Source organism: Curtobacterium sp. MWU13-2055 (genome assembly GCF_023242305.1).
In the GTDB taxonomy this organism is placed as follows: Bacteria; Actinomycetota; Actinomycetes; order Actinomycetales; family Microbacteriaceae; genus Curtobacterium.
The window spans coordinates 37,215-50,713 of sequence record NZ_JALLIO010000012.1; the positions used below are offsets into that span (position 1 = coordinate 37,215).

The following is a 13,499-nucleotide window of genomic DNA, read 5'->3' on the forward strand; positions in this document are numbered from 1 at the left end:
CGGGTCGGTGATCTGGACGAGTCCCCAGCGGGGAGTCGTTGCGCCAGGCGTGTTCGCATCCCCGGGCCGTAGTGTGGCGGCACGCGGTCTTCGACTGCTGGAGCAGGGCACGACCGGCCACTTCTGATCACAGCATCTGGAGTGACCCCGTGGGCGCCGACCGCGAACGACGACTGTTGCAGACGATCATCGCGCTGGTCGGCAGCGCCACCAGCTCAGAGGACCTCACCGGGCGCCTGCAGCACCTGGTGGACGAGTCGGCGGCGTTGTTCGACGTCCACGCTGCCGGGCTGATGCTGTTCGGCTCGGATCACCGGTTGCAGATCACCGCCTCGGTGGGGCACCACAGCGGACTGCTCGAGCTCCTGCAGCTCGAAGTCGGCGACGGGCCCTGTCTCGAGGCAGCGCGGACGGGGAGCGTGGTCTCGATCCCCGACGTCCGAGTGGCCGAGCCGCGATGGCCGCACTTCTGCCGGGCCGCGGCTGACGCCGGGTACACAGCCGTCCACTCGATCCCGCTGCGGCTCCGGACCACCGTCATCGGATCGCTCAACCTGTTCGGCGAGTCCGCCGGCGCGTTCGACGAGGACGACCTCATCGCTGCGCGGGCACTGGCCGACATCGCAGCGGTCTCGCTCATGCAGCAGCGCACCATCGACGACGCGGTGACGACGCAGGGGCAACTGCAAGCAGCACTCGACAGCCGTACCGTCATCGAGCAGGCGAAGGGGTGGATCGCGAACCGGAACGGGGTGGACACCGCGACCGCGTTCTCCCTGCTGCGCGACCACGCGCGGCGGAACCAGCTCCCGCTCGCCGAGGTCGCCCTCGCCGTCCTCGCCGGACGGACCACCCTCGGCTAGTCCCCGCCCCCTCGCAACGCTGCGCCGGTACGTGTTCCAGACGGACAGGAGGCCCGATGCCAGCTGACACCGTCCCTCCCGTCACGGCCGTCGCCCCGCTGGCGCGGTGCGCCGCTCAGCCAGACTCAGCCACGCGCCCGGCGTCGCCGCTTTCGCTCGTTTCCGCTTCGGTCACCCGGAGCGCCGTCCTGTGGATCACGACGTGGCTGCGGTCGAAGCGGCCACGGCCACGGACGTTTCCGGCACCGCCCCACCCCAGCCGTTGAATCCGCCGAACACGACCCGCACCGGGACGGCCTGGGCCCGGTCGGTCACGTACCGGTACACGCCGCCGGGGCGTCCGAGCCACAGCACACGCGCCGGCGTCGCGGTCGTCGCCACTGTCCGGAGCTCGACCAAGTACTGCCCGGAGGGAATCTGGAACTGTGCCGTCTGCTCGCTGTCGAGCAGCGTCGAGAACCGGGTCGAGAACGACGCACCGGTCGTCGCGTTCGTCACCGTGACGCGCGCGCCACTGAGCAGCGGCGACGGGGTGCGGGACGCCGTGTCGGCGTAGACGACCAGGTCGTAGTCGCTGTGTGCGTAGTGCCTCGACAACGTCACCTGCGACGCTGGGAGGGTCCCGCGCTGCTGGTACACCCGGGTCTTCCAGACGGCGGGCGACGCCGTGCCGCTGGCGTAGGCCTCGATGCGGTACTTCCCGGTGCTCAACCCGACGAACCGGTACTGGCCCGCGCTGTCCGAGGTCGTCCGGAACACCTGCGAGGTGTCTTCGTTCCAGGCGTACATCAACCGTCCAGCAGCGGGACCCGAGGGGCCGACCACCCCGCCCTCCACGGTGGCGCCGATCACGAGCGGCACGGTGACCGCGACCGTCGTGCCGCCGCGGACCACGATGGCCGAGCGGAGTCCGGGGGCGTAGGTCTGCGTTCCGCGCGGCGGGAGTTGCCGTGTGGTGACCGTCACGGTGTCCGGGGCGGGGATGCCGGTGAACGTCGCGGTGCCGTCGGCATCGGTGGTGGCGGTCCCGACGACGGCGTCGATGCCGATCGCAGCGATTTCGACGTCCGCCAACCTGATCGGGGTGCCGTCCGGCGTCGCGAGCTGCACAGCGATCGTCCCCGACCCGGCCGCGGCCGCTGGCGGCGCCAGGCCGACCATCGCTGCTGCGGCAAGCGCCACGACCAGTGTCGTTCCCGTCATCAGTCGCATCGCGTTCCCCGCCCACCGGTCGTACCTTGCGGGGGACTGTACGCGTCGTGCGAGTGGTGGGGAAGGACGGCGTCCCGGTTGCGCACCAGGAACGTCGGCGTTCAGTACCTCGTTTCCGCGGCTTCTTGCACAGTGCGGTGCGCGCTCCGGAGCGTCGCGTGCACTACTGTCCTCGGCAGAGGGAAAAAATCCCGCGCTGCTCCGGCAGGCGGGACCGCACACGCGTCTCACGGGAGTCGCCACTTCTTCATCGAAGGAGTGTGCCCGTGTCCGACCCCATCGCTCGCCCGCCGTTCGACCCCGAACTCGCGACCTTCCTGACGGCGCTCGAGGCCCGCGGTCCGTTCACCCTCACCGCGGAGATGCTGCCCCGCATGCGACAGCTCGACGTGCCCGAGGACGTCGTCGACGAGCGCCTGCGTTCTCGCGGGTACCAGCGGCGGAGCGTCACGGTTCCGGGGTACCTCGGTGAGCCCATCGACCTCGCGATCATCGACCGTGTCGAGCGCACCGGAACGACCGCGGCCGTCTACTCGATCCACGGCGGGGGCATGATGTTCGGCCACCACCTCGGGAACCTCGACTCGTTCGACGACTGGCTGCTCGACCACGACGTGGTCCTCGTCAGCGTCGACTACCGCCTCGCACCCGAGTACCCCGATCCGTACCCGGTGGAGGACTGCTACGCCGGTCTCGTCTGGGTGGCGGCACACGCCGACGAGCTCGGCATCGACCCGGCGCGGATCGTCATCGCGGGGCAGAGCGCGGGCGGCGGACTCGCGGTGGGGACGGCCCTGCTCGCCCGTGACCGGCAGGGTCCCGACCTGATGGCGCAGATCCTCGTGTCACCCATGCTCGACGACCGTGACGAGACCGTCTCGACCCAGCAGATCGACGGCGTCGGGGTCGCCGACCGCCAGATGAACCGCTTCGCGTGGGACGCGTACCTCGGCCCACGCCGTGCCACCCCTGACGTCTCCGAGTACGCCGCGCCGGCTCGTGCCGCAGACCTGTCTGCGCTGCCGAAGACCTACATCGACTGCGGCAGTGCTGAGGTCTTCCGCGACGAGGACGTCGCCTTCGCGAGCCGCCTCTGGGCAGCGGGGGTCGACGCGGAGCTCCACGTCTGGCCCGGTGCCTTCCACGGGTTCACGAGCATGGTGCCCGACGCCGCGATCTCGAGGACCGCGACCGCGGCCCTCGCGGACTGGACCCGACGACTGCTCGGCGATCCTTCCCGGGACGACGGAGGCCGACACCCCCAGATGGGCCTCGATGGTGTCAGCGGCTGACGGTGACGCGTTCGACGGAGGTTCCGCCACCACCGTCGGCCTCGATGGACGCGGCATCGCGGAGAGGGAGGCCGTCGTCGGTGATGATCGTCGACAACTCGTCGAGTCCGAGGACCCGGTACCGGCCGAACGTGCCGTACTTCGAACTCGTCGCGACGAGCACGGTGGAACCGGCTGCGCGCGCCGCCGCCTTCTTCGGCTCGACCTTCGACTCGGACGGGATGGTGATCCCGCGACGGAGGTCCCACGAGCTGGTGCTCAGGAACGCGATGTCGATCGAGAGCTCTGCGAGCACGATCGAGGGGAGCCGTCCGACGGTGGACTGGTTCTGCTTGTCGAGGCGTCCGCCGACGACGATGACCTCGATCGTGGGGTGGTCGAGGTACGACGACGCGATGACGAGGTCGTTCGTCACGACGGTCAGGTCGTGCAGGTGGTCGAGGTAGGGCCGCATCGCCTGGATGGTCGTCCCGGCGTCGAGGTAGACCGTCATGGACTCGTGGACGAGCTGGGCTGCCCTGGCAGCGATCGCGTCCTTCTCGCGGACCTCGGTCGTGGACTTCTCGATCCGTGGCGGCTCGCTCGCAACCCGTGCGACGCTCTTCGCGCCGCCCTGGGTCGCGATGACCCGGCCCTGTTCCTCGAGTTCGGCGATGTCCCGCCGGATGGTCATGTGGCTGACCCCGAGGAGACCGGCGAGCTGGCGGTAGCTCAGGACGGAGTCCTGCCGCAGGTGGCGCACGATCAGGTCGCGCCGCTGCTCGGGGATGAGCGGCGGTTCGGACGTCTGCGGCTCGCTCACACGGTCACTGTAGCGATCGTCGGGTCCACGGCGTGCCGTACCGGTCGGCGAGCTCGATCGCGTCGTCCTCGGACAACAGTCGTCGGTCGTGTCCCGCGGTCAGGACACTGATGCGGCACGCCTCTTCGAGCTCGATGGCGGCTTCGAGGGCGTCGGCCGTGTCCGTCCCGCTGACGACCTGGCCGTGGTTGGCGAGCAGGACGGCCCTGGAGGGTGTCGGCTCGTCGCGGATGAGCGCGCCGATCTCCGGGTGGCCGGGAGCCCGGTAAGGGATGAGTGGCGTCTGCCCCACACGCATGACGAAGTACGGGGTGATCGGTGGGATCGCGCTCGTCGCGGACCACGGCGCGAGGCAGGACGCAGCGACGGAGAACGGCGAGTGCACGTGCACGCATGCGCCGTGCGTCGGGTTCCGGGCGTACATGGCGAGGTGCATGGCGACCTCCTTCGACGGCCGCGGCCCGTGCACGTGGGTGCCGTCGAGGGTGAGCTCGGCGATGCCGTCGGGGCGGAGGTCGCTCAGGTCGGTGCCGGTACCGGTCATCGCGACCCGTCCGTCGCGGAGGACGCTGATGTTGCCGGTGCTGCCGGGGCTCAGGCCGGCCGCCGCGAGGCGCTTGCCGGTGTCGGCCAGGGCAACGGTGACGTCGGCGAGCCAGGGGTCGGTGGTGTTCACGCGAGGGCCTCCCATGCGGTGACGAACATGTCCGGCGACCCGAAGTTCCCGGACTTCAGTGCGATGGCGATGCGGCGTCCCGATGCGGTCACCCCTTCTGCCCAGCACACACCGGGGGCGATCGGTGCACCGATGACGAGCCGCTGGATCCCGAGCCGCGAGACCACCGCGCCGGACGTCTCCCCGCCGGCGACGATGCACTGTGCGAAGCCGTCGGCGATCGCACGGTCGACGATCTCGGAGAGTGCGTGCTCGATCCGGGTCGAGCTGTCGGCGTCCGCGGAGACGTCGGACGGAACGCCGACGCTGTAGACGACGGGTGCGCTGTCCGCGGGTTGCGCTCGGAGCCAGGCCACGGCCTCCTGGACGACCGCTGGTGCATCGACGGCGAGCCGGGCGACGTCGAGCTGGTGCGTGGGGGAGCCGGCCGCGACGGCGGATGCGATCTGCTCGCGGGTGCGCGCAGACGCGCTGCCGCAGACGACGAGGCGGCGGCCGACGGGCGCGGTGAAGGCGGCGGTGGCGTCCGCACTGCCCGGTGCGACGCCGAGGGCGAGCCCGGAGCCGCCGGACCGGAGGACGTCTCCCTCGGTGGCCGCGGCGATCGTGACGAGGTCGTCGTCGTCGACCGCGTCGACGACGACGTACGGATCTGCGGACGCGTCGAGTGCTGTCCGGACTGCCTCCGGCCCGGCCTGCACCGTCGTGAGACGGACCTCGCCGACGGTGTGCCGGGTCTGCGGGCGGAGGATGTCGGCCACGCGTGACTTCGTCATCGGGGTGAGCGGGTGGTGCCGCATCGAGGAGTGCTCGAGCAGGTCGGACCAGACGAAGAGGTGTCCTTGGAAGGTGGTGCGGCCGTTGTCGGGGAACGCGGGGACGACGACGCAGCGTGCAGCACCGGTGCGTTCGACGAGTGCGTCGAGGACCGGTCCGATGTTGCCGCGATCGGTCGAGTCGAACGTGGAACAGTACTTGAGGAAGAACCTCGTGTGGCCGGCTGCCGCGAGACGGTCGTGCGCGGCGAGCGATTGGGCGACGGCGACGTCGATCGGCGCCGTCCGGGTCTTCAGCGCCACGACGGAGACGTCCGTTCCGGGGTCTGCGCGCGCGTCGGGTGCCGTGAGGACCTCGGTCCGGTAGCCCCGGGCGGCGTACGCGGTCGCGATGTCGGTCGCTCCGGTGAAGTCGTCGGCGATGACGCCCATCGTGGCCATGTCGTTCCCTCCTGACGATGCCCGCCGCTCTCCGGCGCGCGTCCTCCAATGAGAATACACGTGAATCCGTGTGAAAGAAGTTGAACAACTGTGACAAGCGGTGTTACGGTGGCGATCGCCCGGTGGTCACCTGACCCGGTCATCGGGCACCTGATCAACGAGGAGACGAGGAACGATGGCGATCCAGCAGCCCAGTGGCACGCAGACCCGAGTCGCGCTGACCGGCGCGCGCGGAGGCTACGGACGGACCCTCCTGGCACAGCTGCGGAACGTGGCCGACATGACGCCGACGGTCCTCGTCGACCCGGACGGGGCAGGGGTCGAGTCGATGCTCGCCGACCTCGGCATCAGCGACGCCACCGTCGTAGCGGACCTGGCGGGGATCGACTGGAGCGCGATCGACGTGCTCGTCGAGGCCACCGGCCGGGTCGCCGCCGGCGTCGCGTACGCCGAAGCCGCCATCGCGCACGGTGTGCACGTCGTCATGGTGAGCAAGGAGGTCGAGACCGTCGCCGGCGTCACGCTCGCCGCCACGGCCGCCGCGGCCGGCGTCCGCTACCTGCCCGGCGACGGGGACCAGCCGGCCAACCTCATCCGCCTCGTCACCTGGATCGAACGTGTCGGGCTCGACATCGTCGCGCTCGGCAAGTCGGGGGAGTACGACCTCGTGTTCGACCCGACCGCCGGCACCGTGACCCAGGTCGACGAGACCATCCCCGCGCCGGGCATGGCCGACCTGCTCGCCCTCGGGGACGACCTGCACGCCACACTCGCCGCGCGCGCCGACCTGGTCGCTCCGCTCAAGCGCCGTGCCGCGGCCGACCACTGCGAGATGACCGTCGTCGCCCAGTACACCGGGTACACCGCCGACCGCGAGGACCTGCACTACCCGGTCGTCCGCACCACCGAGCTCGCCGACGTGTACGCGGCCCGTGCCGACGGCGGGATCCTCGACCGTCCGGGCAGCCTCGACGTCTTCTCGATGCTCCGCCTGCCCGACGAGGCGAGCTTCGGCGGAGGTGTCTTCGTCGTCGTCCGCACCGGCGACCCGGAGACCTGGAGCCTGCTCGCCGGCAAGGGGCACGTCGTGAGCCGGGACGGCCGCTACGCCTGCGTGTTCTGGCCGTACCACCTGATGGGCGTCGAGACGCCGCTCACCATCGCAGCCGCAGCCTCGGGCACCGCGACCATCCCGGTGCCGCGCCAGAGCTCCGTGCTGGCCGGCCGGACCGCCGAGCCACTGACGGCCGGCGCGGCCTTCCAGGTGGCTGGGCACCACCACGAGGTCGCGGGCATCGACCCCGTCCTGCTGTCCGAGGACGACGCGCCCGCGGGGACCGCGCCGTTCTACCTGCTCGGCGGTGCACGGCTCGTCCGCGACGTGCCCGCCGGTCACCTGCTGACGTTCGACGACCTCACCGGGGTCGACGAGATCGGGCAGCGCATGTTCGAGGAAGCCCGTGCGGCAGGTTCGCGAGCTGCGCTGTGAGCGCACCGGAACTCCACCTCGTCTTCGCCGCCGTCGCGATCGTCCTGCTCGTCATCGGCATCGCGAAGTTCAAGCTCAACCCGTTCCTCGCGCTCCTCATCGGTGCGCTGCTGCTCGGGTTCGCGAGCGGACTCGGCGTCGAGAACACCGTCGGCACGTTCGAGCAGGGATTCGGCGACACGCTCTCCGACACCGCTCCGGTGATCGGACTCGGGTCGCTCCTCGGCGCGATCCTCACCAGCACGGGTGGGGCGAACCGGATCGCGGACGCCTTCATCGGCAACCGCAAGGTCGCGCTCATCCCGATCTCGATCGCCGTCGCTGCGCTCGTCATCGGCCTGCCGAACATCTTCGACGTCAGCTTCGTCATGCTCGTGCCGCTTGCCTACGCCCTCGCACGCCGTTCCGGCACACACCTGTTGTTCGTCGGGATGCCCCTCGCCGCCGGCCTGTACACCGCACACGGCCTGCTCCCACCGCACCCCTCACCCACCGCCGCGGTCGCCGCCTACGACGCGAGCTTCGGACTGACCCTGGCACTCGGCTTGGTCGTCGCGATCCCGACGGTCATCCTCTGCGGGCCAGTGCTCACCCGGGTCGCCTCGCGCTGGTTCGGACCGGCACCCGACCTCGATGCCGGTCCCGCTGCCGGGTCCCGTGAGCTGACGGAACTGCGCCCGCCGCTGTGGCTCGCCCTCGGCGTCGTGCTCCTCCCGCCGCTGCTGCTCGTGATCGGCGCGTTCGGCGTCGACGCCACGGCCGACGGCACCGTCTTGCACACCGTGTTGACGTTCTGCGACGACCCGGTCGTCGCGCTGCTCCTGGCCGTGGTCGTCGCGATGATCGGCCTCGGCCGGACTTCCGGATCGTCGATCGCGACGATGGGGAGCGTCGCCGGTTCGGGACTCAAGACAGTCGGACCGGTGCTGCTCATCATCGGAGCCGGCGGTGGACTCGCAGCGATGCTCGCCGAGACGGGCGTGAGCAAGGTCATCGTCGAGTACGCGCAGGGATGGCACGTGCCGGCACTCATCCTGGCCTGGGTGATCGCTGCCCTGCTGCGCATCGCGCTCGGGTCGGCGACCGTGGCCACCGTGACGGCAGCCGGGATCATCGCTCCGCTCGCTGCGGCCGACCCGTCGATCTCGCCTGAGCTGCTCGTGCTCGCCACGGCGTCGGGCTCGGTGATGCTCTCGCACGTCAACGACTCCGGGTTCTGGCTGTTCAAGGAGTACTTCCAGCTGTCCGTCAAGCAGACGTTCCGCACGTGGACGCTCATGCTCTCCCTCCAGTCGGTGATCGGCCTGGTCGGCGTGCTGCTGCTCTCCCTCGTCGTCTGACCCGACGCAGCCTGCGCTGCACCCGACGCGGCGCTCGCCGCCCCCGACGCGGCGCTCGCCGCACCCACCCCGTGCAAAGGAGCATCATGACCGCGTCCACCCGCCTCGAGCCGGACAGCGATCCCAGCGTCGCCCGCCCGACCAGGATCCGCTGGGCGATCGTCGTCCTGCTGTTCGTCTTCTACACGATCAACAGCGTCGACCGCAGCGCGCTCAGCGTGGCCCTGCCCTTCATCGGGGACGACTTCCACATCTCCGGCACCGTGCAGGGGATCATCCTCAGCTCGTTCTTCTGGTCGTACTGCCTGCTCCAGATCCCCGGCGGTCTGATGGTCGACAAGTTCGGGCCGCGCACCGTGATCGGCATCGCCTCCGTCATCTGGGGTTCGTTCATGGCCCTCGCCGGGTTCGCCGCGAACGCCGTGATGCTCGTGCTCTCCCGCATCGGCCTCGGCGCGTTCGAGGCGCCGTTCATGCCGGCGGCATCGTCGCTCGTGTCGAAGTGGATGCCGCCGCGCAAGCGAGCAAGCGGCGTCACGTTGATCGATTCCGGTGCTCCGCTCGGCGCCGCGGTCGGCGGGTTGGTCGTGGCATGGCTGATCGGTACGACCGGTTCGTGGCGCGTCTCGTTCGTCATCATCGGCGTGTGCACGGTGCTGTTCGGCATCGGCGCGTGGTTGTACCTGCGGAACCGTCCCTCCGAGCACCGGTCGGTGAACGCCGCCGAGGTCACCCTCATCGAACAGGCCGAAGACGAGCAGTCCGACCGCCCCGGGGTCAGCCGCGCGAACGTCGTCGCGATGGTGGTCGGACGTCTGGCGTGGGCGATGGTGTTCTGGGGCCTGGTCACGTGGGGGCCGAGCTACCTCTCCGCCGCCCGTGGACTCGACCTCTCCGCGCTCGGGTTCGCGACGTTCCTGATCTTCTCCTGCGGCGCGGTGGGCGAGATCCTGAGCGGCTTCCTCGCTGACCGTCTGCAGCGCCGGTTCCGCCGGAACGTGGCGTTCAAGATGCTGTTCGGCGGCTCGGGCGCACTCAGCCTGGTGGCGCTCGTCGCCCTGCCGTTCGTCACCGACACCGCCGTCGCCGTCGCGTTGCTGTGCATCGGCGTGTTCTTCAACCTGTTCGGCGGGCTCTACTGGACCATCCCGTCGATGCTCGCGAAGCCGAGCAACGTCGGCATCGTCGGCGGCGTGATGAACTTCGCCGGTACCGCCGCCGGCATCATCGTCCCGATCGCGGCCGGGGTGCTCCTCGACCTCACCGGCGGGTACACGGCAGTCCTCGTGTTCCTCGCGATGGCGGCAGCCGTCTACCTGGTCGGTTCGCTCTCGATCAACTTCACCGGCACCACGCGGACGGAGCCCGCTCGTGCCTGAGGCCGGGTACCGCGGCCCGGTCATCGACGCGCACCACCACCTGTGGCAGCTCGCCGACGACCGGTACCCGTGGCTGCGGCCCGGCGTCCTCGTCCCGCACCGCTACGGCGACTACTCGGCGATCAAGCACGACTACACCGCCGCCGACCTGCTCCGCGACACCGCTGGTCAGGGGGTCGTCGCGACCGTCTCGATGGAGGCCGAGTGGGACCCGGCCGACCCCGTCGGCGAGACCCGGTCCCTGGAACGGGTCGCCGCGACCACCGGCGTGCCCGGCGCGATGGCCGCGCAGGCGCGGCTGGACGCCGACGACGTCGCCGAGGTGCTCGCCGCACAGGCGTCGCACCCGTCCGTCCGCAGCATCCGGCACAAGCCAGGAGGCCCGGCTCGGCTCGAGCAGGTCGGGTCCGGTCGGACGCGCATGAGCGACCAGACCTGGCGCGCCGGCTACGCGCTGCTCGCCGACCACGGACTCCACTTCGAACTGCAGACTCCGTGGTGGAACCTCCACGAAGCGGCCGAGCTCGCCGTCGACCACCCCGAGACGCTGATCGTCGTGAACCACGCCGGCGTGCTCCTCGACCACGGCGCACGGACCATGCGTGGGTGGCGTGCAGCGCTCGCCGAGCTCGCGGACCTGCCGAACGTCGTCGTGAAGGCATCCGGACTGTGCACCGAGGCCGACGGCTGGGACCAGTTCGTCAACCGCGAAGTCGTCCTGACACTCGTCGGCCTCTACGGCGCCGAGCGGGTGATGTTCGGCAGCAACTTCCCCGTGGACGGCATGTTCACCACCTACGCGGCGATGCTCGACGGTTTCCGGGACATCCTCGCCGACCTCCCGGCGGCCGGGCAGCGCGCCGTGTTCCACGACACCGCTGCCCGTGTCTACCGACCTACCCGCATCCACCAGCCCGCCAGCGCTTCGTAGGGAGCACCGACCATGACCATCGCCAACGGCCACCGTCCGAGGATCCTCGACGCCCACCACCACTTCTGGGACCTGCAGAGCGAGGGGCACTGGCCCTGGATCCAGACGGATGTCAACGCCGACTTCTTCCTCGGCGACTACGCCGCGATGCGCCACACCTTCATGCCCGATGACTACCTCCACGCGACCGCGGGATGGGACGTCATCGGCACGGTGCACTGCGAGGCCGAACGCTCCCGCACCGAGCAGGTCGAGGAATCGGCATGGCTCACCGCGCTCCACGAAACGGACCCGCGGTTCCCGATGGCGGCCGTCGGACACGTGTTCTTCACCCAGCCAGACCTCGACGACGTGCTCGCGGGGCACGCGGAACACCCCCTGGTCCGCGGCGTCCGGTCGAAGCCCGTGACCTCCGCGCACCCGGGTTCGACCGTGCGCGGGGTCCCCGGGTCCATGCAGGACCCAGCCTGGATCGCCGGTCTGCACCGACTGGCGGCGTACGACTTCAGCTGGGACCTCCGCGTGCCGTACCACCACCTCGCGGAAGCGGCCGACGTCGTCCAGGACATCCCGGACACCACCGTCGTGATCAACCACTGCGGCCTGCCCCTGGACCGCAGCGACGACGGACTCGCGATCTGGCGCCACGGCATGGAACGACTCGCCGCCCTGCCGAACACGGTCGTCAAGGTCTCCGAGCTCGGCCTGCCCGGGAACCGCTGGGACCGTCCGAGCAACGAAGCGGTGGTCCGCGAGACCCTCGCGGTCTTCGGTCACGACCGGTCGATGTTCGCCTCGAACCTGCCCGTCGCGACGCTCACGGCGCCCGACTTCGACGAGGTGATGGACACGATCCTCACCGGGGCCGCCGGGTCCACCCCGGACCAGCTCGACGTCCTCTTCCACGGCACCGCCGCTCGCGTCTACCGCATCCCGCTCGCCGACACCGTCGGCTGATCCGACACCGAACGAAGGAACCCGATGACCACCGTCAACGACGACGCACTCTTCCGGAAGGTGTCGACCCGCGTGCTCCCGCTCGCGATGATCGGCTTCTTCCTGTCCTACCTCGACCGCGTGAACATCGGATTCGCGCAGGAACAACTGAGCACCGACCTCGGCTTCTCCTACGCCGTCTACGGACTCGGCGCCGGCCTGTTCTTCGTCGGGTACTTCATCTTCGAGATCCCGTCCAACCTGATCCTCGCCAAGGTCGGTGCGCGGAAGTGGATCGCCCGGATCATGATCACGTGGGGCCTCATCTCCGGGTGCATGTTCCTCGTCGACTCCGAGACCACGTTCTACGTGCTGCGGTTCCTGCTCGGTGTCGCCGAGGCCGGCTTCATCCCCGGCGTGCTCTTCTACATGTCCCAGTGGTTCCCCGCCAGCCGTCGCGGCCGAGCATGGGGCATCTTCTACATCGCCCTCGCCGCCTCGGGGGTCGTCGGCGGGCCGGTGTCCGGCTTCATCCTCGACGGCATGCGCGACGTCGCGGGTCTCGACGGATGGCAGTGGCTCTTCATCATCGAGGCGATCCCGACGATCGTGTTGGGCTTCGTCGTCCTCCGGTACCTGCAGGAGGACCACCGCACCGTGCGCTGGCTGACCGAACCCGAACGCAGCCGGCTGGGCGCGCTCCTCGACGCCGAAGCCCCACCCGCCGGACACACGAAGCTCCGGGAGGTCTTCCGGAGCCCGATGATCTGGATGCTCACCGGCATCTACTTCTCGTACAACTTCGCGCTCTACGGCATCAGCTTCTGGCTGCCGAACCTCATCCGTGACCTCGGGATCGACGGCGACGTCACGGTCGGTCTCGTGTCGGCACTCCCGAGCCTCGCCGCGATCGTGTCCATGGTGATCTTCGGCCGCAGCTCCGACCGACACGGCGAACGGAAGAAGCACATCGCAGCGGCCTTCGCGCTCAGCGCCGTCGGGTTCGTCATCTGCATCCTCGCCGGCGACCAGGCGGTGCTCGGGATCATCGGACTGATGCTCGCCAACGCCGGCGCCCTCTCGATCCCAGCCGTCTTCTGGAGCTTCCAGACGTCGATGCTCAGTGGCACCGCGCTCGCCGGTGGCATCGCGCTCATCAACTCCACGGGGAACCTGGCGGGGTTCGCGGCGCCGTACGCCATCGGCGCGGCGAAGGACGCCACGGACTCGGCGACGATCGCGCTGTGGATCACCGCGGGGTTCATGGTGCTCGGCGGTGTCCTGACGTTGACGGTGCGGACCGCGCGCGCACATGCCGCAGTGCATGGCCGGGTCGAGACCCCCGACCTCACCTCGTAGCGA

General features: G+C 70.0%; 12 protein-coding genes. 8 read left to right on the top strand and 4 right to left on the bottom strand.

The window, feature by feature from the left end:
* Positions 1-149 precede the first annotated feature (149 nt).
* Positions 150-863, top strand: coding sequence for a GAF and ANTAR domain-containing protein (locus M4960_RS18345; protein WP_131973727.1), 714 nt, complete (start codon positions 150-152; stop codon positions 861-863).
* 195 nt (positions 864-1,058) lie between these two features.
* Here M4960_RS18345 and M4960_RS18350 read toward each other — a convergent pair whose 3' ends face one another.
* Positions 1,059-2,066, bottom strand: a complete 1,008-nt coding sequence (locus M4960_RS18350; RefSeq protein WP_132100919.1) for a carboxypeptidase-like regulatory domain-containing protein — start codon at positions 2,064-2,066, stop codon at positions 1,059-1,061.
* A 275-nt stretch (positions 2,067-2,341) separates the two neighbouring features.
* Between M4960_RS18350 and M4960_RS18355 the strand changes: the two genes are divergently transcribed.
* Positions 2,342-3,367, top strand: coding sequence for an alpha/beta hydrolase (locus M4960_RS18355; RefSeq protein WP_248705031.1), 1,026 nt, complete (start codon positions 2,342-2,344; stop codon positions 3,365-3,367).
* Here M4960_RS18355 and M4960_RS18360 read toward each other — a convergent pair.
* Genes M4960_RS18360 through otnK form a run of 3 tightly spaced genes read right to left on the bottom strand, consistent with a single transcriptional unit; the run spans position 3,357 to position 6,062 of the window.
* Entirely contained in the window at positions 3,357-4,169 is an 813-nt protein-coding gene (locus tag M4960_RS18360; protein ID WP_173169640.1) for a DeoR/GlpR family DNA-binding transcription regulator, read from the bottom strand. The two genes, M4960_RS18355 and M4960_RS18360, sit on opposite strands and share 11 nt — an antisense overlap.
* Positions 4,170-4,173: 4 nt before the next feature.
* The gene (locus M4960_RS18365) at positions 4,174-4,845 is read right to left on the bottom strand and encodes a class II aldolase/adducin family protein (protein WP_235035866.1); all 672 of its coding nucleotides are present in this window, start codon (positions 4,843-4,845) and stop codon (positions 4,174-4,176) included.
* The gene (gene otnK / locus M4960_RS18370) at positions 4,842-6,062 is read right to left on the bottom strand and encodes a 3-oxo-tetronate kinase (protein WP_159572042.1); all 1,221 of its coding nucleotides are present in this window, start codon (positions 6,060-6,062) and stop codon (positions 4,842-4,844) included. The genes M4960_RS18365 and otnK overlap by 4 nt, the downstream gene beginning before the upstream one ends.
* Before the next feature lie 175 nt (positions 6,063-6,237).
* Here otnK and M4960_RS18375 point away from each other — a divergent pair, with 175 nt between their 5' ends.
* The 6 genes from M4960_RS18375 (at position 6,238) to M4960_RS18400 (ending at position 13,496) form a co-directional block, all read left to right on the top strand.
* Positions 6,238-7,551 carry a homoserine dehydrogenase gene (locus M4960_RS18375; RefSeq protein WP_248705032.1) on the top strand — a complete coding sequence of 438 codons (1,314 nt, stop codon included), beginning with the start codon at positions 6,238-6,240 and terminating at the stop codon, positions 7,549-7,551.
* Positions 7,548-8,891, top strand: a complete 1,344-nt coding sequence (locus M4960_RS18380) for a gluconate:H+ symporter (RefSeq protein WP_132100913.1) — start codon at positions 7,548-7,550, stop codon at positions 8,889-8,891. The genes M4960_RS18375 and M4960_RS18380 overlap by 4 nt, the downstream gene beginning before the upstream one ends.
* 86 nt (positions 8,892-8,977) lie before the next feature.
* The gene (locus tag M4960_RS18385; RefSeq protein ID WP_248705033.1) at positions 8,978-10,270 is read left to right on the top strand and encodes an MFS transporter; all 1,293 of its coding nucleotides are present in this window, start codon (positions 8,978-8,980) and stop codon (positions 10,268-10,270) included.
* Positions 10,263-11,201, top strand: a complete 939-nt coding sequence (locus M4960_RS18390) for an amidohydrolase (protein WP_132100911.1) — start codon at positions 10,263-10,265, stop codon at positions 11,199-11,201. Before M4960_RS18385 ends, M4960_RS18390 begins: the two co-directional genes overlap by 8 nt.
* A gap of 12 nt (positions 11,202-11,213) precedes the next feature.
* Entirely contained in the window at positions 11,214-12,158 is a 945-nt protein-coding gene (locus M4960_RS18395) for an amidohydrolase (RefSeq protein ID WP_248705034.1), read from the top strand.
* Positions 12,159-12,182: 24 nt separating this feature from the next.
* A complete protein-coding gene (locus M4960_RS18400; protein ID WP_248705035.1) occupies positions 12,183-13,496 on the top strand; it encodes an MFS transporter in 1,314 nt (437 codons plus the stop codon).
* Positions 13,497-13,499 lie beyond the last annotated feature (3 nt).